Origin of the sequence: Kitasatospora sp. NPDC047058 (assembly GCF_040643935.1) — a bacterium.
GTDB lineage: Bacteria > Actinomycetota > Actinomycetes > Streptomycetales > Streptomycetaceae > Kitasatospora.
In genome coordinates, this window is sequence record NZ_JBEYVJ010000105.1 from 1 (window position 1) to 23,009 (window position 23,009).

The window sequence follows — 23,009 nt, forward strand, 5'->3', positions numbered from 1 at the left end:
GTACGGCGCGCGGGCCGCCGGCGGGCGCGCCGGAGGGCCCGCCGGCCGGGGGCGGGGTGGTCATGGTGTTCCTCTCGGGGCGTCCGCCGGGCGGCGGGCGCGGTGAGCCGGCGCGGTGGCCGGCGGGGTCAGATCCGGTAGCCGGAGCCCGGCACGGTGACGATCACCGGCGGGTCCCCGAGCTTGCGGCGCAGGGTCATCACGGTGACCCGGACGACGTTGGTGAAGGGGTCGGTGTGCTCGTCCCAGGCCTTCTCGAGCAGCTGCTCGGCGGAGACGACGGCGCCGCCGGCCCGCATCAGCACCTCCAGGACGGCGAACTCCTTGGGGGCGAGCTGGACGGGCCGTCCGTCGCGGATGACCTCGCGGCGGCCGGGGTCGAGCGAGATGCCGGCGCGCTCCAGCACCGGCGGCAGCGGGACGGTCGCCCGGCGGCCCAGCGCCCGTACCCGGGCGACGAGTTCGCTGAAGGCGAACGGCTTCGGCAGGTAGTCGTCGGCGCCGATCTCCAGGCCCTCGACCCGGTCGCTGATGTCGCCGGAGGCGGTCAGCATGATCACCCGGGTCGCCAGGCCCTGGTCGACCACGCTGCGGCAGACGTCGTCCCCGTGGACCAGCGGCAGGTCGCGGTCGAGGACCACCACGTCGTAGTCGTTGACCGCGATGCGCTGGAGCGCGGCCTCCCCGTCGTACACCACGTCGACGGCCATCGCCTCGCGGCGCAGGCCGGTCGCGACGGCCTCGGCAAGCAGCTGCTCGTCCTCGACGACGAGAACCCGCACGGTCGTTGTCCCTTCTCCAGGCCGGCCCCGGAAGCGGACGCACGGCTCCGAACGTGGCTCCATCCTGCCTGGTCCCGCGGTAAAGCAGCGATAAGCTGCCCCGGAGGCACGGGCGCCCGGCCGGTGCGACCGGGGCGGAGACCGCGGTTCGCGTCCGGAGCACTCCGGTTGGACTGTGACACGGGCAACTTTCTCGCCCCGGGAGGTTTCCTCCGGCCGGGGGCGGGGAGGACAGGTGCACACCCGCGATCTGGCTGTTGGCCGATCGCACCCACCCGCCGTGCGTTCATCCGCGCCGGCCCTGGGGCTGGGACGTCACCGGGAGCGGCCGAGGGCCGACTCCGCGCCCGACCGGAGATCTCGACCTGCCGGATCCGGACGCTGCCGTTGGCCACCACCACCCTGGGGCGGGGGACGCACGAACGTGCACGTCCGACACAGTAAGGGGGCCCGTATGGACGCCTTCACCGCCGGAATCCTGCAGCGCATAGCCAACGCCGAGCAGGATCTGCACCGCGCGATCGAGGCCGGGGACGAATTCCTGGCCGAGGTGGAGCAGTCCGAGCTGGACGATCTGCGCCGACTCGCCGCCGAGCACGGCGTGGACACGGTGCTGGAACGCCACCGCACCGCCGCCTGAACCACCCGACCAGCCCGACCCGACGCCGGACCTCCGGCACCAGCGGCCCTGCGGGGGCCGTGCGAAACCCAAGCCCTGGCATCCCTCGTGTGCCAGGGCTCTTCGTTTGCCCGGAAACCGCCGTGACCCGCCCGGAAACCGCTGTCGCCCGCTCGGAGACCGCCGGGCCGGGGGCGGCGCCGGACGGACCCCGGCTAGTCCTCCCAGGCGCGTAGCGCGGCCAGCCGCTCCTGGAGCGGCTCGTAGACGCCGGGCGCGGCGGCGACGGTCAGCGCGCCGTCCGGGCCGTGCCCCGGGCGTCCGCCGACCAGGGCGCCCGCCTCGGCGGCGATCAGGCAGCCGGCCGCCCGGTCCCAGGGGGCGAGCCCGCGCTCGTAGTAGCCGTCCAGCCGGCCGGCCGCGACGTCGCAGAGGTCCACCGCGGCGGCCCCGCCCCGGCGGACGTCACGGACCTCCGGCATCAGGGCCAGCAGCACCTCGGCCTGCCGGACCCGCACCTGCTGCACGTAGTTGAAGCCGGTGCCGATCAGCGCCTGCCCCCACGGCGGGGCGGGGCGGACCGTGAGCGGCCGCCCGTCCAGGTGCGCACCGCGGCCCCGCACGGCGTGGAACAGCTCACCGCGCGCCGGGGCGAACACCACGCCGACGACCGCCTCGCCGTCCAGTTCGGCGGCCACGCTGACGGCCCAGGAGGGCAGCCCGTACAGGTAGTTGACGGTGCCGTCCAGCGGGTCGACCACCCAGCGGACCCCGCTGGTGCCGGGCCGCTCGGCGCCCTCCTCGCCGAGGTAGCCGTCCGCCGGGCGGCGGCCGCCGATCAGCTCCAGGACCAGCTTCTCGGAGGCGAGGTCCATCTCGGTGACCACGTCGACCGGGCTGCTCTTGGTGCCCGCCACGCCCAGGTCGGCGGGCCGGCCGTCGCGCAGCAGGGCGCCCGCCTGCCGGGCGGCGTCCAGGGCGACGTCGAGCAGTTCGTCGAGCAGTTCGGGGCTGGGCACGGGATCTCCTCGGAACGGGTTCAGCGCTCGGCGGCGGCCGGGCGGGGGGCGCGCGGGTTGGGGCAGCAGGCCACCGCGCACACGTCGTGGCTGGGGCCGAGCGTGCCCAGGGCGCAGCGGGTCACGGCCTCGCCGCGCTCGGCGGCGGCCCGCTCCAGCACGAGTTCGCGCACGGCGGCGGTGAACCGGGGATCGGCGCCGACGGTGGCGGCGCGGGCGACCGGCAGGCCCAGTTCGGCGGCCTTGGCCACGGCCTCGGTGTCGAGGTCGTACTTGACCTCCATGTGGTCGGAGACGAAGCCGATCGGGACCATCACGACGGCCGGCGCGCCGTCGGCGTGCTGGGCCTCCAGGTGGTCGCAGATGTCGGGCTCCAGCCACGGGATGTGCGGGGCGCCGCTGCGGCTCTGGAAGACCAGCTCCCAGGGCCGGTCGGCGACGCCGGTGCGCTCGGCGACGGCGGCGGCGACCAGACGGGCCACGTCCAGGTGCTGGGCGACGTAGGCGCCGCCGGGCCGGCCGCGGGCCGGGTCGTCCGGGGCGCCGGAGCTCTCAGCCATGGTGTCCGGGATGGAGTGGGTGGTGAACGCCAGCCGGGCGCCGCCCCGGACGTCCGCGGGCAGCCGGTCCAGGGCTGCGAGGGTCGCCTCGATCATCGGCTCGACGAAGCCGGGGTGGTTGTAGAAGTGCCGCAGCTTGTCCACCCGCAGCCCGGGCAGGCCCTCCTCGGCGAGCCGGGCCAGCGCGTCGGCGAGGTTCTCCCGGTACTGGCGGCAGCCCGAGTAGCCGGCGTAGGCGCTGGTGGCGAGGACGGCGATCCGGCGGTGTCCGTCGGCGGCGATCTCGCGCAGGGTGTCGGTGAGGTACGGCGCCCAGTTCCGGTTGCCCCAGTAGACCGGCAGGCCGAGGCCGTGCTCGGCGAAGTCCTTGCGCAGGGCGGCCAGCAGCTCGCGGTTCTGCTCGTTGATCGGGCTGACCCCGCCGAACATGAAGTAGTGCTTGCCCACCTCCTTCAGCCGCTCCTTGGGGATGCCGCGGCCGCGGGTGACGTTCTCCAGGAACGGGACGACGTCCTCGGGGGCTTCGGGCCCGCCGAAGGAGAGCAGCAGCAGGGCGTCGTACGGGGCGGCGCCGGAGGGTGAGGGTTTGCGCGCGTCGGACATGGCACCGATCCTGCCATTGAGGGGGCGGAGACCGTCGGCGGGGCCGCGCGGGTGTCCGGAAAATACTGTTTGCCAAGGTACGTAAGCTGTGTTGATCAGCCTCGTTCCTTACTTTCACGGAGCTCCCCCGTGCTCTCCAGCTACCGCCAGATCTTCGCCGCCCCCGGCACCCTGGCCTTCTCCTCCGCCGGGTTCATAGCCCGGCTGCCGATCTCCATGACCGGGATCGGCATCGTGACGATGCTCTCCGAGCAGCGAGGGTCGTTCGGGGTGGCGGGCGCCGTGTCGGCCGCGCTGGCGATCGCCGCCGGCGTCCTGGGGCCGATGGTCTCGTGGCTGATCGACCGGCACGGGCAGCGCCGGGTCGCCCTGCCCGCCGCCGCGGTCACCGTGGCCGCCGCGATCGGGCTGCTGCTCAGCGCGCACTTCGACGCACCGTCCTGGACGCTCTTCCTGTTCGCCGTCTGCATGGGCGTGATGCCCAGCGCCGGCGCCATGGTCCGCGCCCGCTGGGCCCACCTCTACCGCGACAAACCGGACCTGCTGCACACCGCCTACTCCTTCGAGGCGGTGGTCGACGAGTTCTGCTTCATGGTCGGCCCGATCGTCGCGGTCAGCCTGGCCACCAACGTCTTCCCCGAATCCGGCGTGCTCGCCGCCGTCGTCGCGTTCACCGTCGGCATCGCCCTGTTCACCGCCCAGCGCCGCACCGAACCCCCGGTCCACCCCGCGGCCGCGCACAGCGGCGGCAGCGCCATCCGCAACGGCGGCCTGGTCGTCCTGGTGCTCACCTTCATCGCCACCGGTGCGATCTTCGGCTCGGTCGAGATCGTCACCGTCGCCTTCGCCAAGGCGCAGGGCAACGAGGGGATCGCCGGCACCGTCCTCGCCGTCTGGGCACTCGGCTCCGGACTGGCCGGCATGGTCTACGGCGCGCTCAAGCCGAAGGGCTCGCTGGCGAACCGTTTCTTCGCCGGGGTGGTGCTGATGGCGGTCAGCATGATCCCGGTCCTGCTCGTCGCCTCGACCGTGCAGGGCACCGGCGGGCTGGTCGCCGTCGGCACCGCCCTGCTGATCGCCGGCCTCGCCATCTCCCCCACCCTGATCTCCGCGATGGCCCTGGTCGAACGGCTCGTCCCGCCCGCCCAGCTCACCGAGGGCATGGCCTGGACCACCACCGGGCTCGCCATCGGCGTCGCGTTCGGCTCCGCGGCCGGCGGCTGGGTGGTCGACGCCGCCGGTGCCGCGGCCGGCTACTGGGTGCCCCTGGTCGCCGGGGCGTTCGGCGTCCTCGCCGCCCTCGCCGGACTGCGCCGCCTGCGGGCCGGCGTCGCCGCTCCCGGGGCCGCCGAGCCCGCCGGACAGACCGTAGACCTCGAACGGTGAACTGACTACTCTCTCCCTACCCGTGGGCCTACCCGCGGGTAGGGAGACCGCAGGGCGGGCCGGCCGCCCCGGAGCGAGCCGACACCGTTCGGCCACCGAGCAGGAGGCACCGCATGCCCCAGGCCAGTACCGCCCCCCGCACCCGCTGGACCAACTGGGCCGGCAACCAGAGCGCCCACCCGGCCAAGGTGGTCACGCCCGGCACCGCGGAGGAACTGGCCAAGGAGATCCTGCGCGCCGCCGACCAGGGCCGCACCGTCAAGGCCGTCGGCTCCGGCCACTCCTTCACCTCGATCGCCTCGGCCGGCGACGGCGTCCTGGTCCGCCCGCACGCGCTGACCGCCGTCCGCGCCGTCGACCGCGAGGCCGGCACCGTCACCGTCGAGGCCGGCCTGCCGCTGGCCCGGCTCAACCGGCTGCTCGCCGCCGCCGGGCTCTCGCTCACCAACATGGGCGACATCGAGGTGCAGACCGTGGCCGGCGCCACCAGCACCGGCACCCACGGCACCGGCCGGGACTCCGGCTCCCTCGCCGCCCAGATCCGCGCGCTGGAGATCGTCCTCGCCGACGGCACCGTCCGGCGCTGCTCCCCCACCGAGAACCCGCGGCTCTTCCAGGGCGCCCGGCTCGGCCTCGGCGCACTCGGCGTGATCACCGCGCTCACCCTCGCCGTCGAACCGGCCTTCCTGCTCACCGCGCACGAGCAGCCGATGCGCTTCGACGAGGTGCTGGACCGGCTCGACGACCTCACCTCGGTCAACGAGCACTTCGAGTTCTACTGGTTCCCGCACACCGACCGCTGTTCCACCAAGCGCAACAACCGCAGCCAGGGGCCGGCCGCACCGCTGCCCCGGTTCAAGGGGTGGCTGGAGGACGACCTCCTCTCCAACACCGTCTGGGAGGGGGCCTGCCGGGTCGGCCGGCACTTCCCCGCCGCCGTGCCCACCATCGCCTCGCTGGCCAGCCGCGCCTGGTCGGACCGCAGCTACACCGACACCGCGTACAAGGTGTTCACCAGCCCGCGCAAGGTCCGGTTCATCGAGATGGAGTACGCGGTGCCGCGCGCCGAGGTCGCCGGGGTGCTGCGCGAACTGAAGACGATGATCGAACGGTCCGACTGGCGGATCAGCTTCCCGGTCGAGGTGCGGTTCGCCCCCGCCGACGACCTCTGGCTCTCCACCGCCAACGGCCGGGACAGCGCCTACATCGCCGTCCACCTCTACCGGGGCACGGCCGAACAGGGCTACTTCACCGAGGTGGAGAAGCTGATGACCGCCCACCGGGGCCGCCCGCACTGGGGCAAGCTGCACACCCGCGACGCCGGCTACCTCGCCGGGGTCTACCCGCACTTCGCCGACTTCACGGCGCTGCGGGACGAGCTCGACCCGCAGCGCCGCTTCGGCAACGACTACCTGCGACGGGTCCTCGGCGCCTAGCCCTGGGCCCCCAGCGGCTCAGCCCTCAGCCCCCAGCGCCGCTCAGCCCTCCGCTCCGGCGGCGGGGGCGGCGGCCGCCGGGGAGACCGCGGCCGGTGCGCCGCTCGGGGCGGGCGGCTGCGGGGTCGCCCCGCCGGACGGCCGGGCGGCCCCTCCGGTCGGGGCCGCTGTCCCGGTCGCCCCGCCGGACGGCCCGCCGGACGGCCCGGCCGGGGAGGACGGACCGCCGGTCGGCGACGGGCTCGGGCCCGCCGACGGGGAGGCCGTGCCGCTGCGCCCGGCACCCGGACCGTGCGACGGAGTGGCAGGAGCCGAGGCGCCGCCGTCCTTCCCGGCCGACGGCGACGAACCGCCGGAGGGCCCGCCGCCGGGCACGCCGGCCGGCCGCTCCGCCGGGGCCGACGGGTCCGCGGACCCCGGGCCCACCGTGCCGCCCAGCGAGGTGCCGCTCCCCGGCTCCCCCTGCACCGTGGCCGACACCGGCTGCCCGGTGGCCAGTTCGAAGGCGACGATCGGTGTCATCGCCAGGACGAAGACGAGTCCGGACACCGCCGCGTACGTCTTCCAGGTCCACCGCCGGCGCGCCCGGACCACCTGCGGCTCGCTCCATTCCGCGGAGGGCGCGGGTGCCGGGCCGGCGGGCATAGCGCCGGGCAGGCGGCCGGCCGGTCCGGCCGTCACGGGAACCTGCCGGAGTTCGTTCACGGCCGGACCCGGGCCGCTCCGCTCCACCGCATCGCGCAGTTGTTCACCGGTGCGTTTGAAGAGGTGTTGGAACACCGCACTGCCGGTGGTGGCCCCGACACTCACCACCGCGGCCCCCAGAATGGTGCCGTAGACGCCGAGTTCGGACGCGAGAACCGCCCCCGCCACCGCGGCGAGCGCACTGGCCGTCACCTGAGCCACACTCAGGTCAATTCGCCTGCGACCTTCCCCGCCACCCTCCTCGACCGGCCTCTCGGCGGCCCGCTGCTCCGGCATCGGCATCCCTCGGTCCGTACGACTGTTCTTCGAACAAGTCACTCCATCTTGCCCAAAGAAGGACACAAGGGACGAAAATGCGGTTCTGTGCGGGAGATATATGTGAAGATGATCACCGTTCACCGGTGGATCGTCCGCCATCGGGAGAGTGCGCTCTTGAGATTCCCGTGAATCGCGGGAGACTTGAGCGGCGAGCCGCCCCTTCGGATGCCACGAATGGAGTACTGTTCGTAAAGCCTGAGCCTTGGGTCGACTTGTCGACTGCCCATCAACCGGCATCTTGACGAAGAGCCACGGCGCAGGCACGCACGGCGACGCCCGTCCCGGATCGTCGCGTTCACTGCGCGTGCGAGGACGGCCGGGACACCCAGGCGCGACGTCAAAGAGCGACGTGGCAAAAAGGCAACCGTGCCACAGTGGCGTGCCCGGCCGTAAGCCCGACACGCCGGGGAACTCAGCAAGGTTGTGGCCAGTCGCGAGCGGGCAGGCCACACTCAGTACGGGAGCAGCGACGCAGGTGACGTCGGCAGGCACCACCCGGGAGGTAACCGTGCCCGAACTGCGGGTTGTGGCCGTCAGCAACGACGGCACACGGCTGGTGCTCAAGGCTGCCGACAGCACGGAGTACACCCTCCCCATCGACGAGCGGCTGCGCGCCGCCATCCGGGGCGACCGTCCCCGCCTCGGCCAGATCGAGATCGAGGTGGAGAGCCACCTCCGCCCGCGTGACATCCAGGCGCGGATACGAGCCGGTGCCTCCGCCGAGGAGGTCGCACAGGCCGCCGGCATCTCCGTCGACCGGGTCCGCCGCTTCGAGGGACCGGTGCTCGCCGAGCGCGCCTTCATGGCCGAGCGGGCCCGCAAGACCGCCATCCGCCGGCACGGCGAGTCCACCGGACCGCAGCTGGGCGAGGCCGTCGCCGAGCGGCTCGCGCTGCGCGGTGCCGAGAAGGACACCGAGCGCTGGGACTCCTGGCGGCGCGACGACGGCACCTGGGAGGTCATCCTCTCCTACCGGGCCGACGACGAGGGCCGCAGTGCGTCCTGGACGTACGACCCGCCGCGCCGCCTGGTCCAGCCGAACGACGACGAGGCCCGGGCGCTGATCGGCGAGAACGTCGAGCGCGAGGAGGAGTCGGTCTTCCCGTTCATCCCGCGGATCGCCCGGCTCCCCCAGGACCGGCCGCCGCGCCCGATGATCGACCGGCCGTCCGCCGACCGCATCATGTCCGCCCGCGAGGTGCGCGAGGCCCGCGAGGCGACCGCCGAGTCGCGCGACTCGCTGACCAGCCTGCTCGACGTCGTGCCCGCCTTCCGCGGCGACCTCGCCGTCGGCGCGCCGCCGTCGATCGAGCCGGTGGTGCCCGCCGAGGTCGCCGAGGAGGACGAGGAGGCGGCCGCCGCCGCACCCGCGGTCGGCGCGGGCTCGGCGTACGCCGACATCCTGATGCCGCGCGCCGTCGCCCCGCACCGCGAGCGGCTGGTCGGCACCACCGACCGGCAGGCCGAGGCGGACGGCGTCCGGCCCGGACGCCGGGCCACCGTGCCGAGCTGGGACGAGATCGTCTTCGGCAGCCGGCGCAAGAAGCAGGAGTAGCCGCAACACCGAGGAGGGGCGTCCCGTGCGGGGCGCCCCTCCTCGGTGTGCCGTCCCGGCTCAGCCCGGCTGGTCGGTGACCGCCACCGGGCGGCTCTCGTCGCTCGACCACTCGCTCCACGACCCCGGGTACAGCGTGGCCGGCACGCCCGCCACCGCCAGCGCGAGGATCTGGTGGGCCGCCGTCACCCCCGAGCCGCAGTACACGGCGGTCGGCTGCTCGCCCGCGCCCAGCGCACGGAACCGCTCGGCGAGTTCGGGCGCCGGGAGGAACCGCCCGTCCGGGCCGACGTTCCCGGTGGTCGGCGCGGAGACCGCACCCGGGATGTGCCCGGCACGCGGGTCGATCGGCTCGGTCTCGCCCCGGTAGCGCTCCCCCGCCCGGGCGTCCAGCAGCAGGCCGGACCGGGCCCAGGCCGCGGCGCCGTCACCGTCCACCGTCGGCAGCTGCCCCGGCACCGGCTTGAAGTCGCCCTCCTCGGGCACCGGCACCTCGGCCGTCACCGGCAGCCCGGCCGCCTGCCAGGCCGCGAACCCGCCGTCCAGCACCCGCACGTCCCGGTGGCCGGCCCAGCGCAGCAGCCACCAGGCCCGGGCCGCGGCCAGCGAGGTGGCACCGTCGTACACCACCACCGGGCGGTCGGCGCTGACCCCGAAGCGGCGCAGCGCGGCCCCGAAGTCCTCCACGTCCGGCAGCGGGTGGCGGCCGCCCTGCCCGGGCGGGCCGGCCGGGGCCGCGAGGTCGGCGTCCAGCGCGACGAAGTGGGCGCCGGGCAGGTGGCCGGCCGTGTAGTCCTCGATCCCGGGCGGGCCGCCGAGCTGCCAGCGCACATCGAGCAGGACCGGCGGACGGGCGGAGCCGAGCGCCTCCTGGAGGCCGGCCACCGAGACCAGCGGGAAATCGTCGTGAGAGGTCGTCATGGCGGTCATTCTCGCGCAGTGCCGCCGCCCCGGCGCTCTTTGTGCGGTCTTTGCCGGACTTTCCGCGCGGCCCGGGGGTTGGGCGCGCGCCAGGGTGGAACCATCACCCTCACGTGCGCAGCTCCGTGCGCCGAACGCCGCTGAGGAGGCCCGCATGCCCGCGGTGCAACTCCGGCTCGCCCAGGGCACTCCGTGCTGGGTCAGCCTGATGACCGACGACCTGGACGGCGCCCGCGCGTTCTACGGCCGGCTGCTCGGCTGGACGTACACGCCGGGCCCCACCCAGCTCGGCGCCTACGTGCGGGCCGAGGTCGGCGGTGCCCCGGTGGCCGGCCTCGGCGTCTCCACGGTGACGGGCTTCCCCGTCCAGTGGACCACCTACTTCGCGGTGGACAGCGCCGACCGGACGGCCCAGCTGGTGCGCGAGTGCGGCGGCACGGTGGCGGTCGGGCCGTTGCAGGCCGAGCGGGCCGGGCGGCTGGCCATCGCGGCCGACGTGTCCGGCGCGGTCTTCGGCCTCTGGCAGGGCGAGGAGCACCCGGGGCGGGAGGCCGGCCCCGAGCCGGGCGGGCCGGTCTGGGCCGAGCTGATCACCCCGGACGAGGAGGGTGCGGCGGTCTTCTACGGCGCGGTGCTGGGGCGGCCGGTGGCGCCGGCCGGCGGCGGGTCCGCGCTGCTGGTGGACGGCCGACCGGTGGCGGGCATCCGGCCCGGGGCCGAGCTGCGCGGCCACCCGCCGCGCTGGCGCGTCCACTTCGCGGTCGGGGACGTCGGCCTGACGGTCCGTCGGGCGGTCGAGCTGGGCGGCCGGGTCCTGCTGGAGCCGCAGGACACCGGGCGGGGCCGGGTGGCGCGGCTGGCCGACCCGCAGGGCGGGCACTTCTCGGTGCTGCAGCCGCGCTGACCGGCCCGCCCGCCGGTCAGGCCTGCTGTTCCTCGAAGGGCAGCACGTCCGGGGAGAGCACCGAGGCACGGGAGGTCGCGGCGGTGAGCCGGCGGCGGTGGTGGCTGCGGCAGAGCACCTCGTAGCCGACCTCGTCCTCGCGCACCGAGATGTCGCCGATCACGACCTGGGCGCCCTCGACCACCATCACGCCGCCCACCGTGCGGGCGTTGTGGGTGGCGCGCGCACCGCACCAGCAGAGCGCCTCGACCTGCAGCACCTCGACCCGGTCGGCCAGTTCGATCAGCCGCTGCGAGCCGGGGAAGAGCCTGGTCCGGAAGTCGGTGGTGATGCCGAAGGTGAAGACGTCGATGCCGAGCTCGTCGACCACCCGGGCCAGCTGGTCGACCTGCTCGGCGGCGAAGAACTGGGCCTCGTCGCAGATGAGGTAGTCCACCCGGCCGCCGGCCGAGAGCCGGTGCACGACGTGCGCGTGGAAGTCGAAGTCGTCGGTCACCTCGACGGCCTCGGCGCGCAGGCCGAGGCGGCTGGAGATGGTGGCCGCGCCGGCCCGGTCGTTGCGGGTGAGGATGATCCCCTGCCGGCCGCGGGCGGCGTGGTTGTGGTCCATCTGGAGCGCGAGCGTCGACTTCCCGCAGTCCATCGTGCCCGAGAAGAACACCAGTTCAGCCATGGGTGGAGCAGAGGCCTTTCGAAGAGGGGGAGTTCACGCGGAGCGGGGGTTCACGCGCGGACTTCGAGCAGGGGCACGAACTGCTCGACCGGGGTCATCGAGCCGTGCAGGCCGATCATCGCGGACTCGCCGGGCTCGTTGCGGGAGGCGATCACGGCGATGTCGTCGCGGGCGGCGGCGACGACGTCGCCGATCCGGTGGTAGACCCGCTCGTCCACCGAGGGGCCGAACCAGCCGGCGGCGATCGCCTCGTCCCGGGTCGCCACCCACATCCGGTCGCCGAGCACCTCGCTCCAGACCGTGTGCACGTCGGCAGCCGCCCCCGGCACCGCGTACACGTGCCGGGCCCGGCCCTCGCCGCCGAGCAGGGCCACGCCGGCGCCGAGCTCCCAGTCCTCGTCGAAGTCGATCCGGTCCTCGGGAGCGATGTCGATCATGCCGTGGTCGGCCGTGACGTACATCGCCGAGCGCGGCGGCAGCTGCTCGGCCAGCCGCCGGGCCAGGCGGTCCACCGCGTCCAGGGTCATCCGCCACTCGTCGGAGTCCACCCCGAACCGGTGACCGGCGCCGTCCAGCTCGCTCACGTAGGTGTAGACCAGGGCGCGGTCGTGCTCGGCCAGCCAGGCGGCGGCCCGGTCCATCCGCTCCTCACCGGTGGTGCGGCCGAGGAAGGAGCCCCCGGACAGCGCCACCCGGGTCAGCGGGGTCTGGGCGAACAGCGGCGAGGAGACCTGGGCGGTCGCCACCCCGGCGGCGTGGGTCTGCTCGAACACCGTCGGGTACGGCTGCCAGAGCGCCGGATCGGTGTGCGGCTGCCAGCGCAGCTGGTTCATCAGGTAGCCGGCGCCCGGCACCGCCACCGTGTAGCCCGCCAGGCCGTGCAGGCCCGGCGCCGTCCCGGTGCCCACCGAGGCCAGCGAGGTCGCGGTGGTGGACGGGAACCCCGCGGTCAGCGGGCGGCCGGTGCCGCCGAGCGAGCTGCCGGCCAGCGAGGACAGGAACGGCGCGTACTCGGGGTGGCGCAGCAGCAGCTCCCAGCCGAGGCCGTCGACCAGGAACACCACCACCCGGTCGGCGGGCGCGATCGGCAGCGTCGCGGTGAACCCGGGCACGCCGAGGCCGGCCGCCACCGAGGGCAGCAGGTCGCAGAGCGAACCACCGCCGTACGGGGGCGCCGGGGCGGTGGCGGGGTCGAGGATCTCGAAGGCGTCGGGGCCGTCGGGTGCGAAGGACATGACGTGAGGGGCTGGCTTCCTGGCTTCGGTGGCGTCGTCGTGCGTCGTACGTCAGGGGTCGCACGTCGCCGTGCGGCGCCGGCTCAGACCCGCGGGCCGTTGCTGATCGTCGCGTCGGAGAGGGCGCGGGCGAACACCAGCGCCTGGGCGACCGTCTCCGGGCCGTCGCCGGCCTCACTGACCCGCAGCGACAGGTCGTCAGCGGTGGCCGAACCGGTATAGCCGTGGTCCGCCTCGCAGTTCGGGTCCGAGCAGCCGGCCGGCTCCAGGTCCAGGCGCTGCACCGCGCCCCAGCCGATGGTCAGCACCACCTCGCGCGGCAGCGTGCCCGGGGTATAGGTCTCCGGATTGGCGACCATCCGGCTCACCACGACCGAGCCGATCCGGTCCAGCCGGACGCTCTCGGTGGACGTGGTCGCGTACGGCACCGCCGGGCCGGCGCCGTCGCCGGACTGCTCGTCGGTGTGGCTCACCACGAACCGGGTCGGGGTCAGCACCAGCACGGTCACGTGCCGGCGGACCTCGTTGGCGTCGAAGGTGGTCTCCTGGTGCACCAGGTAGGAGCTGATCGGCTCGGGACCCACCGCGGACTCGACCGCCTCGGACACCAGGGCCGGGTAGTAGCCGCTGCGCTCGATCGCCGAGCGCAGGTCCTGAGTGGTGGTGGTACCGGTCTTCGCCATAACTCCATCCTGGCATGGTCCGCCGACGAAGCGGGCGGCACGGCGCCGAGCTTCCGGACAACAGCGCCCCGGGGCAGGGCGCAACCTAGGAAGATTACAGCGTGCTCATGGCGCGCGGACCCAGATCGCTGCGGACGGGCAGGGGCGCGATCCGCACCCGCGCCCCCAGGATCGCCAGTCCGTGCGGGGCCACGACCACGGGTTCGAGGTCCACCGAGGCCACCTCCGGGAAGTCGTCGACCAGGCGGGACACCCGCAGCAGCAGCTCCTCCAGCGCCCCGGTGTCCACCGCCTCGGCACCGCGCCAGCCGAACAGCAGCGGCGACGCCCGCACCTCGCGGATCAGCCCGGCGACGTCCTGGTCGGTGGCCGGGACGAGCCGGTGGGCGACGTCGCCGAGCAGCTCGGCGGGCGCGCCGGCCAGGCCGAAGGAGAGGATCGCGCCGACCGCCGGGTCGACCGTGGCGCCGATCACGGTGTCCACACCGCGCGGGGCCAGCCGCTGCACCACCAGCCCGGCCTGGGCCGCCCCGCCGAGCAGCGCGTCCAGCTCGCGGTGGGCGCGGCGCAGCCCCGGCTCGCCGGTCAGGTCCAGCCGGACGCTGCCGAGATCGGGGCGGTGGCGCAGGTGCGGGGCGGTGGCCTTGAGCGCCACGGGGTAGCCGAGCGTCGCGGCGGCCCGGACGGCGGTCTTCTCGTCCGGGGCCGGCAGGGTCGGCGAGACGTCGATGCCGTAGTGCGCGAGCAGTGCCGCCGCGTCCCCGTCCGGCAGCGTGATCCGCGCGCCGCCCGGCTGGGTGCGGGCGAAGAAGCTCCGGCGCGTAGCGCCACGATCAAGGGTGGTGGGGGGCGACGGGCGGGCCGCGGTGCGCGTGGAGAGCGCGGCCTCGACCAGGGCGCGGGCGGCACCCTCGTCGATCCGGTCCAGCTCGGGGACGCGGGCGGTCTCCTCCGCCTCCGCCATCAGGCGACGCCACTGCGCGTAGTGGACGGCGTGCGCGAGGGCGTGCACCGCCCGCTCGGGCGCCGGGTAGGCGGGGATGCCGCCCGGGCGCAGCCGGCTCGGCAGGTCGGTCAGCGCCAGGTGGGCGAGCAGCAGCGGCTTGCCCAGCTTCCTCGCCCGCGCACCCGCTTCGAGCAGGGCGGCGGCGATCTCCGGATCGTCCGAGCCCATCTCCGGATCGTCCGGGCCGGCCAGCCGGCCGCCCATGAACGCGTGCGCCGAGGTGCCGATCGGCGGGATCGCGACGGCGATCACCGCGTCCACCGCCGGGTCGTCCAGCGCCACGTCCAGCGCGATCCGGAAGTTCTCGCCGGTGGCGGCCGTGGTCAGGTCCACCGGGGTGCGGGGGCGCAGCCCGGCGCTGAGGCAGGCGTCGTGGGTCAGCAGGCCCAGCGAGTCGGAGTTGCCGACCACGGCCACCCGGTCCCCGGCCGGCAGCGGCTGCAGGGCGAGCAGCTCGCCGGTGTCGTACAGCTCGGTGATCGTCTCCACCCTGGTCACACCGGCCTGCTGGAACAGCGCGTCGACGGTCGCGTCCCGCAGCCCGGTGGCGGTCGGCGGGACGGCGTGGCCCGGCGGCAGACTGCCGGTGTGACGGGCGCCCTTCACCACCACGATCGGCTTGGCCACGGCCAGCCGGCGGGCGATCCGGGTGAACTTCCGGGGGTTGCCGAAGGACTCCAGGTAGAGCAGCACCACCTCGGTGGCCGGGTCCTCCGCCCAGTACTGGAGGAAGTCGTTGCCGGAGACGTCCGAGCGGTTGCCGACCGAGGCGAAGGAGGAGACGCCCAGGCCCCGGCGGTGCGCGGCCTCCAGCAGCGCGACGCCGATCGCGCCGGACTGGCAGAAGATGCCGAAGCCGCCGCGGCGCGGCAGGGCCGGCGCGAGCGAGGCGTTCAGCGGCCGGCCGGCGTCGGTGTTGATCAGGCCGAAGGCGTTCGGGCCGATCACCCGCATGCCGGCCGCCCGGGCCTGCCGGACCAGGGCGCGCTGCCGGTCCCGGCCCTCCGCACCGGTCTCCGCGTACCCGGCGGTGACCACCACCAGCCCCTGCACGCCGTGCGCGCCGCACTCGGCGACGGCGGCGGGCACGGCGGCGGCCGGGACGGCGATCACCGCGAGGTCCACCGGGCCGGGGATCTCCAGCACCGACCGGTGGACCGGGACGCCGTCCAGCTCCGTCCCGGGCGGGGCGTTGCGGTTCACCGCGTAGACCTGCCGGTCGCCCCGGCCGGTGCGCCCCTCCTGCTCCTGGTCGGGCTGCCCGTCCGCCCGTCCGCCCGCGAGTCCGCCCGCCTGCCCGCCCGCCTGCCCGCCCGCCTCGAAGCCGGCCAGCAGGTCGCGCAGGAGCGCCCGGCCGACCGTCTGCGGATTGCGCGAGACCCCCAGCACCGCCACCGACCGCGGGGTCAGCAGCCGCTGCACCGACCTCGCCTCGGCGCGGTGCTCGCGCGCCCGCATCACCGCGAGCGACGCCGCGGTCGGCTCCAGGTCGAACTCCAGGTGGACCACACCGTCGGCGAAGCTACGGCGCTGGGTGTAGCCGGCATCGGTGAAGACCTTCACCATCTTGCGGTTCTCCGGCAGCACCTCCGCCTGGAACCGGCGGATCCCGCGCTCCTGCGCCACCGCCGCGATGTGCTCCAGCAGCGCCGAGGCCACCCCCCGCCCCTGGTGCGCGTCCTGCACCAGGAACGCCACCTCGGCATCGGTGCCGGTCTCCGACGGACGGCCGTCGGCGTCGATCCGGTCGTAGCGGACGGTCGCGATGAAGCGGTCGCGGATCACCACGGCCAGGCCGACCCGGTTCACGAAGTCGTGGTGGGTGAAACGGCGGACGTCCCTGTCCGACAGCCGCGGGTAGGGCGCGAAGAAGCGGAAGTACTTGGACTGGTCCGACACCTGCTCGTAGAACTCCACCAGCCGGTCGGCGTCGGCGGGCGTGATCGGCCGGATCAGGGCCGTACCGCCGTCACGCAGCAGGACGTCGGCCTCCCAGTGCTGCGGGTAGTCCGGACCGGCGTGCTCGGGGTGCTGCGCGCTCTGCTTCGGGCCCAGCCCGGGGTGCGGTGCCACGGAGTCGTCCACATTCGTCAGGTTATCCGGCGGGGGGCCGAATGGCGCCGGGCCTGCGCCGGCGGCAGGGTGGACAGGGCCCGCCAGGGCCCCTGGCCGGGGCTTATGCCCCTGCTTATGCCCCCGAAAGAAACAATCACAAGTACCCAACGCGGCGGCCCGGAGGGGTCACCTGCGTGCAACACTGGTCTAGACAACATGGCCGGCTCCCCCGGGCGCGGCCATGACCAGCTTCACCGGAAAGGCACGTCTCATGGCTGAGCGCCGCGTCACCATCGGTTGGGCCGAGGGCCTGCACGCCCGTCCCGCCTCGGTCTTCGTCAAGGCCGTCACGGCCGCCGGCGTGCCGATCACCATCGCCAAGCCCGGCGGCAACCCGGTCAACGCCGCCTCGATGCTCGGCCTGCTCGGCCTCGGCGCCCAGGGCGGCGAAGAGGTCATCCTCGCCTCCGACGCCGAGGGCGCCGACGCGGCCCTCGACCGCCTCGCCAAGCTGGTCCAGGAAGGCCTCGACGAACTCCCCGCCGCCGCCTGAACCCGGCAGCCCGAACACGGAGCGCCCGGCAGTCCTAGCACTGCCGGGCGCTTTTGTTCGCACATTCGATCGCATCCATACCATCGGGCGAACCGGTGAGCGATCGGCCCATGTCGGCAGCCGGTCGCACACATGCTCGGCGCATGACGTTCTTCGACCTCGAACGACCCGACCACGCCTACCTGTTCGCCTTCCTCCAGGCGGACGGGCACCTCACCCAGGGGCCCGGGAACAAGGGCCGGCTCACCGTGGAGCTCTCCGCGCGCGACGCCCCGATCCTCGACGAGTTCCAGCGGCTCTGCCCGTACAACAGCAGGATCAGGCACCGGACCCGCAGCACGAACTTCAAGGCCGACCACACTTCGGCGATGTGGACGGTCTGCGCCCGTGAATTCCGCGAAGAGCTTCAGGCGCTGGGCCTACCTGCGGGACGGAAGTCCGAGATCGTCGCGCCGCCACGCGTCCCGTTCTCCGAGCGTGACTACCTGAGGGGCCTGATCGACGCCGACGGCTCGGTCGGCCGCACCTCGAAGGGCCTTCCGTTCGTCGGCCTCACCACCAAGAGCGACGCCATCGCAGCGTTCTTCACCAGCTACGTCGAGCACCTCACCGGCTCCGGGCGCCGCATCTTCAGGCGGAACAACCGCGACGGGATCTACAACGTCGTGTTCACGCGCGAAGAGGCTGCTGCCGTTCTGAAGGACCTCTACCACCCGGGCTGCCTGGCACTGCCCCGGAAACAAGCCGCTGCACTGCAGGCAGCCACCTGGGTCCGGCCGGCGGGCATGAAGAAGGTGACCAGGAGAAGCTGGAGCAAGGCCGAGGACGACATCCTCATGGCAGCGCCCAGCACCAGGGCTGCCGCCAGACAGCTCGGGCGCACCGAGCAGAGCTGCAATCTCCGCCGATGGCGCCTCAACCGGTCCCGATCACGAACGATCGCTTCATAGATGAGGCCCCCGGAATTCCCGGGGGCCTCATCCACGTCAGCCCTTGACGCAGACGACCTGCTTCAGGTGCGCCACGACCTCGACCAGGTCTTTCTGCTGCTCGATGACCTTCTCGATCGACTTGTAGGCGCCCGGGATCTCGTCCACGACTCCGGAGTCCTTGCGGCACTCCACGCCCTTGGTCTGCTCGACCAGATCACGGGTGGTGAACCGCTTCTTCGCAGCGCTGCGGCTCATCTTGCGGCCGGCGCCGTGCGAGGCCGAGTTGAACGCCGCCTCGTTGCCGAGGCCGCGGACGATGTACGAACCCGTCCCCATCGAGCCCGGGATGATCCCGAAGTCGCCGGAGCCGGCCCTGATCGCGCCCTTGCGGGTCACCAGCAGGTCGATGCCGTCGTACTGCTCCTCCGCCACGTAGTTGTGGTGGCAGCTGATGACCTCGTCGAAGGTCACCTTCGCCTTGGCGAACTCGCGGCGGACGACGTCCTGGAACAGCGCCATCATCACCGCACGGTTGTTCTTGGCGTACTCCTGCGCCCAGAAGAGGTCCTGACGGTAAGCAGCCATCTGCGGAGTGTCCGAAATGAACACTGCGAGATCGCGATCGATCAGGCCCTGGTTGTGCGGAAGAGACCGCGCCACCCCCATGTGGTGCTCGGCCAGCTCCTTGCCGATGTTGCGCGATCCAGAATGCAACATCAACCAGACAGAACCGGTCTCGTCAATGCACAGTTCCGAAAAGTGGTTGCCACTTCCGAGCGTTCCCATCTGCTGCATGGCCCGTTCGCGACGCCACTTGACCTCGTGGGCGACCCCGTCGAAGCGGTGCCAGAAGTCGTCCCAGCCGGCCGTCGCGAAGCCGTGGAGCTTGCGCGGGTCGACGGGGTCGGTGTGCACGCCGCGGCCGACCGGGATGGCCTGCTCGATCTTGGAGCGCAGCCGGGAGAGGTCGTCCGGCAGGTCCTTCGCGGTCAGCGACGTCTTCACCGCGCTCATGCCGCAGCCGATGTCGACGCCGACCGCCGCCGGGCAGACGGCGCCCTTCATCGCGATCACGGAGCCGACCGTCGCGCCCTTGCCCAGGTGGACGTCGGGCATCACGGCGAGGCCGTGCAGCCAGGGCAGCGAGCTGATGTTGCGCAGCTGCTGCATCGCCTGGCCCTCGACGGTGGCCGGGTCGGTCCACATCCGGATCGGGACCCGGATGCCGGGTACCTCGGTGTACGACATGGTGGTACGACCTCCAAAGGTCGGTTGGTTCAAGCCTAGGTGGGTGCCGCGCGAAGGAATCCCGGTGCGGCTCGGGGAAGATCAGGGGTGCGCGGTGTTCAGGCCGCGAAGGGGCGTCGGGAGGACGGCCTCGGGGAGCGCGAATTGGTCGGCTCGACCCGCATGGTGACCGCCTCCTCTCCGTGTGTGTACCGGCTGCCGGGGGATATCTACCCACAGGGCGATCACGCGTCGCAAGGGATTTAACGCGGCAGGGCCCGGTGGAGCGGAGTGCTCCACCGGGCCCTGCCGGTACGGGGGTTCGGGCGTCAGGCGCCGACCACGGTGACCTCGCCGATGCCGAGCGCGCGGACGTCGTCGGCGATCGCGGCGGCGTCGCCGACCAGGACGGTGACCAGCCGCTCGGGCGGGAAGGCGGCGGCCACGGCCTCGGTGGCGGCGGCCGTCGGGAGTTCGGCGAGCTTCCGGTAGACCTCGGCCTGGTAGTCGTCGGGCAGGTGCTGCTCCACCTGGTCGGCCAGGGTCCCGGCGACCGAGCCCGCCGTCTCGTACTTCAGCGGGGCGACCCCGACCAGGAACTGCACGGCCTCGTCGCGCTCGGCGTCGGTGAGGCCCTCGGCGGCGAGGGTGCGCAGGATGGTCCAGGTGTCGGCGAGCGCCGGGGCGGTGGAGGCGGTGTCCACCGAGCCGCTGATCGCGAGCAGCGCGCGGCCGCTGCCGTCGGCGGCGGAGCGCAGCGGCTGGGCGAAGGCTCGGACGCCGTAGGTGTAGCCCTTCTCCTCGCGCAGGACGCGGTCGAGGCGGGAGGTGAGGGTGCCGCCGAGGCAGTAGGTGCCGAGGATCTGGGCGGCCCAGGCGGCGTCGTGCCGGTCCGGTCCGATGCGGCCGATGAGGACCTGGGTCTGGACGGAGCCGGGGCGGTCGACGATGACGACGCGGCCGGTGTCGTCGGCGGTGACCGGGGCGTGGGTGCTGGGGGTGGCGGGGTCGGCCGTCCAGGCGCCGATGGTGGCTTCGAGCAGGGCGGGCAGGTCGGTGCCGGTGAGGTCGCCGACCACGACGACGGTGGTGGTGGCGGGCCGGATGTGGGCGTCGTAGAAGGCCTTGACGGCGGCCCGGTCGATGGACTTGACCGTGTCGGCGGTGCCGCCGCGGGCGCGGGAGAGGCGGTCGGCGCCGTCGAAGAGTTCGGCGTAGAGGGCCTTGGCGGCGCGGCGGGCGGGGTTGGCCTGCTCGTGGACGATCTCGTCGAGGCGGTTGGCGACGAGGCGCTCGATCTCGTCCTCGGGGAGGGCGGGGGCGCGCAGGGCGTCGGCGAGCAGGGTGAGGCCGCGCTGGAGCCGGCTGGCGGGGACCTCCAGGGAGACCCGGATGCAGGGGTGGTCGGCGTGGGCGTCGAGGGTGGCGCCGGCGCGCTCGAGTTCGGCGGCGAACTCCTCGGCGGTGAGGGTGTCGGTGCCTTCGTTGAGGGCGCGGGCGAGGATGCCGGCGATGCCGTCGAGGCCGTCGGGTTCGGCGGCGAGCGGGGCGTCGAGGAGGACGTCGACGGCGATCAGCTGCTGGCCGGGGCGGTGGCAGTGCAGGACGGTGATGCCGTTGCCGAGGGCGCCCCGCTCGGGGGCGGGGAAGGCCCACGGGCTGGGGGTGCCGGGCTGGGGCTGGGGGTGGAAGGTCATGGCGGGGACGTGGTCGGTGCTCATGCGGCAGCGCCCTCCTCGGCGGTCTCGGCGTCGGTGTCGTCGGCGGTGGTGGGCTCGTAGACCAGGACGGCGCGGTTCTGCGGGTGCAGGCGGGCCTGGGCGACGGCCTGGACCTCTTCGGCGGTGACGTCGAGGACCTTGGGGAGGGCGTCGGCGAGCAGCTTGGGGTCGCCGAACAGGACGGCGTAGCGGCAGAGTTCGTCGGCGCGGCCGGCGACGGTGGTGAGCCGGTCGAGCCATTCGCGTTCGATCTGGGCCTGGGCGCGCTCGAGTTCGGCGGTGGTGGGGCCTTCGGCGGCGAAGCGGGCGAGTTCCTCGTCGACGGCGGTCTCGATCTGCTCGATGGTGGCGTCGCCGGAGGTCTTGACGTCGAGCCAGCCGAGGCTGGGGGCGCCGGCGAGGCGGAGCAGGCCGAAGCCGGCGGCGACGGCGGTGCGGTCGCGGCGGACGAGGCGGTTGTAGAGGCGGCTGGACTCGCCGCTGCCGAGGATGGTGAGGGCGAGGTCGGCGGCGTCGGCCTCGCGGGTGCCGTCGTGCGGGAGGCGGTAGGCGGCCATCAGGGCGCGGGAGGGGACGTCCTCGTGGACGTGCTCGCGGAGTTCGCGGCCGATGGTGTCGGGGAGGGTGCCGTCGCGCGGGGGCTGCTTGCCGTCGTGGGCGGGGATGGTGCCGAAGTACTTCTCGACCCAGGCGATGGTCTGCTCGGGGTCGATGTCGCCGACGACGGAGAGGACGGCGTTGTTGGGCGCGTAGTAGGTGCGGAAGAACGTGCGGGCGTCTTCGAGGGTGGCGGCGTCCAGGTCGGCCATGGAGCCGATGGGGGTGTGGTGGTAGGGGTGGCCGTCGGGGAAGGAGAGCGCGGTGAGCTTCTCGAAGGCGGTGCCGTAGGGGACGTTGTCGTAGCGCTGGCGGCGCTCGTTCTTGACGACGTCGCGCTGGTTCTCCATGGAGGTCTCGTCGAGGGCGGCGAGCAGGGAGCCCATCCGGTCGGCCTCCAGCCAGAGGGCGAGTTCGAGCTGGTGGGCGGGCATGGTCTCGAAGTAGTTGGTGCGCTCGAAGCTGGTGGTGCCGTTGAGCGAGCCGCCGGCGCCCTGGACGAGCTCGAAGTGACCGTTGTTCGAGACGTTGGCGGAGCCCTGGAACATCAGGTGCTCGAACAGGTGGGCCAGCCCGGTGCGGCCCTTCACCTCGTGCCGGGAGCCCACGTCGTACCAGAGGCAGACGGCGGCGACGGGCGTGAGGTGGTCCTCGGAGAGGACGACCCGCAGGCCGTTGGCCAGGCGGTGCTCGGTGATGGCGATGCCTCGGTGGGAGGCGGGGGCCGGGTTGGCCATGCGCTCGGGTCCTTCCCGTCGTCGATGTCGGGGTTCGTGTGCCGTCCCCCATTGTGGTGCAACGCGCGGAGGGCGCGGATGTGTCCGCGCGGACGGGGCGTTCGCCAGGGGCGGAAGAGGGGCGCTGGCCGGGTCTGTCGGTGCGAGGGTCCACAATGGGGGCGCTGAGCCGTGAGCTGAGCCTTGATTTCGAAGCAGCCCGAAGCAGCCCGAAGCAGACAAGACGCAGCAGACAAGACGCAAGGGAGCCCCGCCGCGATGGCCCGCCGCAGTTCGCAGACCCCGCCGCCCGGAGATTTCGAGGAGCGGATCCTCGACGTCGACGTCGTGGACGAGATGCAGGGCTCCTTCCTGGAGTACGCCTACTCCGTGATCTACTCGCGTGCGCTGCCCGACGCGCGGGACGGTCTGAAGCCGGTGCACCGCCGGATCCTGTACCAGGCCAACGAGATGGGCCTACGGCCGGAGCGCGGGCACGTGAAGTGCGCGCGGCTGGTCGGCGAGGTGATGGGCCGGCTGCACCCGCACGGTGACGCGTCGATCTACGACTCGGTCGTGCGCATGGCGCAGCCGTTCTCGATGCGGCTGCCGCTGATCGACGGGCACGGGAACTTCGGTTCGCTGGGCAACGACGACCCGCCGGCCGCGATGCGGTACACGGAGTCGCGGCTGACGGCGGCGTCGATGGCGATGGTGGAGTCGATCCACGAGGACACCGTGGACTTCGGCCCGAACTACGACGGCAGTGAGCAGGAGCCGTTGGCGCTGCCGGCGGCGTTTCC

General features: G+C 73.5%; 20 protein-coding genes. 8 read left to right on the plus strand and 12 right to left on the minus strand.

Translation table 11 applies throughout. The annotated features are described in order from the left end of the window. Window positions 1–128 precede the first annotated feature (128 nt). Window positions 129–782 carry a response regulator transcription factor gene (locus tag ABZ885_RS18035; RefSeq protein WP_148642660.1) on the minus strand — a complete coding sequence of 218 codons (654 nt, stop codon included), beginning with the start codon at window positions 780–782 and terminating at the stop codon, window positions 129–131. 454 nt (window positions 783–1,236) lie between these two features. Between ABZ885_RS18035 and ABZ885_RS18040 the strand changes: the two genes are divergently transcribed. Then, the gene (locus ABZ885_RS18040) at window positions 1,237–1,422 is read left to right on the plus strand and encodes a hypothetical protein (protein WP_030301315.1); all 186 of its coding nucleotides are present in this window, start codon (window positions 1,237–1,239) and stop codon (window positions 1,420–1,422) included. Window positions 1,423–1,616: 194 nt separating this feature from the next. Here ABZ885_RS18040 and ABZ885_RS18045 read toward each other — a convergent pair whose 3' ends face one another. Both ABZ885_RS18045 and ABZ885_RS18050 read right to left on the minus strand, forming a co-directional pair. Next, a complete protein-coding gene (locus ABZ885_RS18045; RefSeq protein ID WP_360188985.1) occupies window positions 1,617–2,420 on the minus strand; it encodes an inositol monophosphatase family protein in 804 nt (267 codons plus the stop codon). A gap of 20 nt (window positions 2,421–2,440) precedes the next feature. Then, complete coding sequence (locus ABZ885_RS18050; protein WP_360188988.1) at window positions 2,441–3,583, minus strand: ferrochelatase; 1,143 nt, start codon at window positions 3,581–3,583, stop codon at window positions 2,441–2,443. Between the two features lie 129 nt (window positions 3,584–3,712). Here ABZ885_RS18050 and ABZ885_RS18055 point away from each other — a divergent pair, with 129 nt between their 5' ends. Continuing rightward, window positions 3,713–4,969 (plus strand): MFS transporter, encoded by a 1,257-nt coding sequence (locus tag ABZ885_RS18055; protein ID WP_360188991.1) that lies wholly within the window; start codon window positions 3,713–3,715, stop codon window positions 4,967–4,969. Window positions 4,970–5,082: 113 nt separating this feature from the next. Continuing rightward, a complete protein-coding gene (locus ABZ885_RS18060; protein WP_360188994.1) occupies window positions 5,083–6,405 on the plus strand; it encodes a D-arabinono-1,4-lactone oxidase in 1,323 nt (440 codons plus the stop codon). A gap of 42 nt (window positions 6,406–6,447) precedes the next feature. Here the strand turns inward: ABZ885_RS18060 and ABZ885_RS18065 are convergent, their stop codons facing one another. Next, window positions 6,448–7,302 (minus strand): hypothetical protein, encoded by an 855-nt coding sequence (locus ABZ885_RS18065; RefSeq protein WP_360188997.1) that lies wholly within the window; start codon window positions 7,300–7,302, stop codon window positions 6,448–6,450. Between the two features lie 601 nt (window positions 7,303–7,903). Between ABZ885_RS18065 and sepH the strand changes: the two genes are divergently transcribed. Continuing rightward, window positions 7,904–8,983 (plus strand): septation protein SepH, encoded by a 1,080-nt coding sequence (sepH, locus tag ABZ885_RS18070; RefSeq protein WP_360189001.1) that lies wholly within the window; start codon window positions 7,904–7,906, stop codon window positions 8,981–8,983. A 60-nt stretch (window positions 8,984–9,043) separates the two neighbouring features. Here sepH and ABZ885_RS18075 read toward each other — a convergent pair whose 3' ends face one another. Further along, complete coding sequence (locus ABZ885_RS18075; RefSeq protein WP_360189004.1) at window positions 9,044–9,904, minus strand: sulfurtransferase; 861 nt, start codon at window positions 9,902–9,904, stop codon at window positions 9,044–9,046. 154 nt (window positions 9,905–10,058) lie between these two features. Between ABZ885_RS18075 and ABZ885_RS18080 the strand changes: the two genes are divergently transcribed. Beyond that, entirely contained in the window at window positions 10,059–10,808 is a 750-nt protein-coding gene (locus ABZ885_RS18080) for a VOC family protein (RefSeq protein ID WP_360189007.1), read from the plus strand. Between the two features lie 16 nt (window positions 10,809–10,824). On the opposite strand, the gene ABZ885_RS18085 is transcribed toward ABZ885_RS18080, so the two are convergent. The 4 genes from ABZ885_RS18085 to ABZ885_RS18100 form a co-directional block, all read right to left on the minus strand. Beyond that, window positions 10,825–11,481: a thymidine kinase gene (locus ABZ885_RS18085; RefSeq protein ID WP_360189010.1), complete on the minus strand. Its 657-nt coding sequence runs from the start codon at window positions 11,479–11,481 to the stop codon at window positions 10,825–10,827. Between the two features lie 50 nt (window positions 11,482–11,531). After that, window positions 11,532–12,716, minus strand: coding sequence for a nucleotide pyrophosphatase/phosphodiesterase family protein (locus ABZ885_RS18090; protein WP_360189013.1), 1,185 nt, complete (start codon window positions 12,714–12,716; stop codon window positions 11,532–11,534). Window positions 12,717–12,799: 83 nt separating this feature from the next. Next, complete coding sequence (locus ABZ885_RS18095) at window positions 12,800–13,399, minus strand: DUF5998 family protein (protein WP_148642670.1); 600 nt, start codon at window positions 13,397–13,399, stop codon at window positions 12,800–12,802. Between the two features lie 94 nt (window positions 13,400–13,493). Further along, entirely contained in the window at window positions 13,494–16,460 is a 2,967-nt protein-coding gene (locus tag ABZ885_RS18100; RefSeq protein ID WP_360189032.1) for a GNAT family N-acetyltransferase, read from the minus strand. A gap of 271 nt (window positions 16,461–16,731) precedes the next feature. Between ABZ885_RS18100 and ABZ885_RS18105 the strand changes: the two genes are divergently transcribed. Together ABZ885_RS18105 and ABZ885_RS18110 are read left to right on the plus strand one after the other, a co-directional pair. After that, a complete protein-coding gene (locus ABZ885_RS18105; protein WP_360189017.1) occupies window positions 16,732–17,013 on the plus strand; it encodes an HPr family phosphocarrier protein in 282 nt (93 codons plus the stop codon). A 143-nt stretch (window positions 17,014–17,156) separates the two neighbouring features. Further along, window positions 17,157–17,963, plus strand: coding sequence for an LAGLIDADG family homing endonuclease (locus ABZ885_RS18110; protein WP_360189020.1), 807 nt, complete (start codon window positions 17,157–17,159; stop codon window positions 17,961–17,963). A gap of 36 nt (window positions 17,964–17,999) precedes the next feature. Here the strand turns inward: ABZ885_RS18110 and ABZ885_RS18115 are convergent, their stop codons facing one another. The 3 genes from ABZ885_RS18115 to ABZ885_RS18125 all read right to left on the minus strand — a co-directional run bounded on the left by ABZ885_RS18115 (window position 18,000) and on the right by ABZ885_RS18125 (window position 22,227). Further along, a complete protein-coding gene (locus ABZ885_RS18115; protein ID WP_360189023.1) occupies window positions 18,000–19,193 on the minus strand; it encodes an RtcB family protein in 1,194 nt (397 codons plus the stop codon). Between the two features lie 308 nt (window positions 19,194–19,501). Next, window positions 19,502–20,869, minus strand: coding sequence for a pitrilysin family protein (locus ABZ885_RS18120; protein ID WP_360189035.1), 1,368 nt, complete (start codon window positions 20,867–20,869; stop codon window positions 19,502–19,504). A 20-nt stretch (window positions 20,870–20,889) separates the two neighbouring features. Further along, the gene (locus tag ABZ885_RS18125; protein ID WP_360189026.1) at window positions 20,890–22,227 is read right to left on the minus strand and encodes a pitrilysin family protein; all 1,338 of its coding nucleotides are present in this window, start codon (window positions 22,225–22,227) and stop codon (window positions 20,890–20,892) included. Between the two features lie 258 nt (window positions 22,228–22,485). On the opposite strand from ABZ885_RS18125, the gene ABZ885_RS18130 reads away from it, so the two are divergent. Continuing rightward, window positions 22,486–23,009: DNA gyrase subunit A (locus ABZ885_RS18130; RefSeq protein WP_360189029.1), on the plus strand; the 524-nt coding region annotated here is incomplete at its 3' end.

What these genes read in the sequence shown, in the direction of transcription:
- ABZ885_RS18040 (WP_030301315.1), top strand. Translation starts at nt 1,237, where the DNA reads ATGGACGCCTTCACCGCCGGAATCCTGCAGCGCATAGCCAACGCCGAG.
- ABZ885_RS18050 (WP_360188988.1), bottom strand. Translation starts at nt 3,583, where the DNA reads ATGTCCGACGCGCGCAAACCCTCACCCTCCGGCGCCGCCCCGTACGAC.
- ABZ885_RS18060 (WP_360188994.1), top strand. Translation starts at nt 5,083, where the DNA reads ATGCCCCAGGCCAGTACCGCCCCCCGCACCCGCTGGACCAACTGGGCC.
- ABZ885_RS18075 (WP_360189004.1), bottom strand. Translation starts at nt 9,904, where the DNA reads ATGACGACCTCTCACGACGATTTCCCGCTGGTCTCGGTGGCCGGCCTC.
- ABZ885_RS18080 (WP_360189007.1), top strand. Translation starts at nt 10,059, where the DNA reads ATGCCCGCGGTGCAACTCCGGCTCGCCCAGGGCACTCCGTGCTGGGTC.
- ABZ885_RS18085 (WP_360189010.1), bottom strand. Translation starts at nt 11,481, where the DNA reads ATGGCTGAACTGGTGTTCTTCTCGGGCACGATGGACTGCGGGAAGTCG.
- ABZ885_RS18090 (WP_360189013.1), bottom strand. Translation starts at nt 12,716, where the DNA reads ATGTCCTTCGCACCCGACGGCCCCGACGCCTTCGAGATCCTCGACCCC.
- ABZ885_RS18095 (WP_148642670.1), bottom strand. Translation starts at nt 13,399, where the DNA reads ATGGCGAAGACCGGTACCACCACCACTCAGGACCTGCGCTCGGCGATC.
- ABZ885_RS18105 (WP_360189017.1), top strand. Translation starts at nt 16,732, where the DNA reads ATGGCTGAGCGCCGCGTCACCATCGGTTGGGCCGAGGGCCTGCACGCC.
- ABZ885_RS18110 (WP_360189020.1), top strand. Translation starts at nt 17,157, where the DNA reads ATGACGTTCTTCGACCTCGAACGACCCGACCACGCCTACCTGTTCGCC.
- ABZ885_RS18115 (WP_360189023.1), bottom strand. Translation starts at nt 19,193, where the DNA reads ATGTCGTACACCGAGGTACCCGGCATCCGGGTCCCGATCCGGATGTGG.
- ABZ885_RS18120 (WP_360189035.1), bottom strand. Translation starts at nt 20,869, where the DNA reads ATGACCTTCCACCCCCAGCCCCAGCCCGGCACCCCCAGCCCGTGGGCC.
- ABZ885_RS18125 (WP_360189026.1), bottom strand. Translation starts at nt 22,227, where the DNA reads ATGGCCAACCCGGCCCCCGCCTCCCACCGAGGCATCGCCATCACCGAG.